This is a genomic window from Peribacillus psychrosaccharolyticus ATCC 23296, from assembly GCF_000305495.1.
In the GTDB taxonomy this organism is placed as follows: Bacteria; Bacillota; Bacilli; order Bacillales; family DSM-1321; genus Peribacillus; species Peribacillus psychrosaccharolyticus.
Genome location: NZ_AJTN02000095.1, coordinates 1 through 1,803 on the forward strand (window position 1 = coordinate 1; position 1,803 = coordinate 1,803).

Below are 1,803 nucleotides of genomic sequence, written 5' to 3' on the forward strand. Positions count from 1 at the left end.
TCTTTAATTATTTGTTGCAGATCAACTGTTGTTTTGCTGACTTTATCCACTTCTTTTGTAATATTTTCAACATTAGAATATACATTTTTAATGGCATCATCAACACGACCGGACAATCTTCTCACTTCGTCTGCTACCACTTTAAACCCTCTTCCTTGTTCGCCTACCCGTGCTGCTTCAATGGCTGCATTTAATGCTAGAACATTGGTTTGTGAGGAAATATTATGTATGATTTTAGATACTTCACTTATTAAGCCTATTTGTTTTTTTAGTGATTCAACGGCTTGTATTCTTTCATTAGAATTTTCGACAACGATGTTGACTAATTCTTCAGGCATATCCTTTAATTGAGAAATAATTTTGGTTGTATTATTTTCCCGATCAGTAATATCCGTTACAATCTTCAGAACACCCTCAACCGTACCTTCTTCATTTAGAATGGGAATATAGGTAGCTTCAAGCCAAAATAAATCCCCAGTTTTCCCCACCCTTTGAATTTTCTCTTGAAACTTCGTCCCTTTTGCGAGATTCTCCCATAAGTTTTCATATTCCCTACTGTTCCTGAACTCTACCGTACAAAATTGCTTATGATGCATATGTTTCATCTCATTTACTGTATAGCCTAATGTCTTGGCAAAATTCTCATTTACCCAAATGACTTCTCTATTTAAATTAAATTCGATCATGGATAAATTCAACTCTAATGCAGCTAAAACTGATGATTCATCTAATACTTGAGTACTACTATTATTTAAAGAATTAGTCATGTAAAAAACTCCCTTTAGTAAGACTAGTTTTCATTTTATTATAAAATGAATCGTTTTATCCACATTAAACTGTTTTTCAAAAACAACCATGTAGGAATTCATTTAAGCAAAAATGAAACATAGCACCAATTAGGAGCAAAGTATGTTTGTTAAAATTGTGCAATTTCGTTTATCACATTTTTCAATACGCCAATAGATTCAACAGCGTTTTCGCCATACTCTAAACTATGATTAACATTTGGAATTAACTTCGACGTGATATTTGAGTTTTCCGCTACTTTCACGTATCTTTCTTCGGAGTAACAAGGATCTTTGTCTCCAATCATACATAATCCCTTATTTTTACTTTTAACCATTGCATGTAAAACATCTTCTCTCTGAATTAATGGTGTTAACCAAATAGCTTTAGCGTTTTTAAACGTTTCTCTAGTTAACTCTGAACTCATGGCGATCGTTCCAACTGATTTCCCAATCAAATAGAAATTTTCATATGTTTTATTGGTTAAAACAAAATCAATAACATTCTTTACATCTACTTTAATTGCCTTACTTATTTCATTAAACCCATCATATGCTTTGTTATTGTATTGATAATTCACGTGCAAAACATCAAAGGATTTATTGATAAATACACCTGTCGAGTAATGAAGAAGAGGAGCTTGCGAAGTATAGCCCATCCCCGGAAGAATAATCGCTAAGTTTTTCGAATTGCTTTCCTTACTAAGAATCGTAAAAGGAATATCAAGATTTTTGTACCCCTTAACGGTATTCGACTCACTATTAAACATATACTATCCTCCGTTCTCCAACTAAAGCTTATCCTTTATCATTCGTCGGAAAGATTCCTTACATTTCGATTTTTCAGCTTAAACTACTTCCCCATATCGTATTGAGAAATACCATATATAACGTGAAGAATCCAGTTAATATAATGAAAATGATTGGAATACTTCTTAAGGTTTTATTTTTCCTCATGGTTATGATGAAGATTATAATAGAAAGGATTGCAACAGCATAATAAAAATAAATCATTAGA

The 1,803-nt window shown here is 32.2% G+C and carries 2 protein-coding genes; both read right to left on the minus strand.

Annotated features, from left to right (window positions below; genetic code table 11):
- Nucleotides 1–767 (minus strand): methyl-accepting chemotaxis protein (locus tag WYK_RS06170; protein WP_040373687.1); only part of this gene is annotated, 767 nt, incomplete at its 3' end.
- Nucleotides 768–916: 149 nt separating this feature from the next.
- On the minus strand, nucleotides 917–1,555 hold the full coding sequence (locus WYK_RS06175; RefSeq protein ID WP_040373688.1) for a hypothetical protein: 639 nt from the start codon (nucleotides 1,553–1,555) through the stop codon (nucleotides 917–919).
- Nucleotides 1,556–1,803 lie beyond the last annotated feature (248 nt).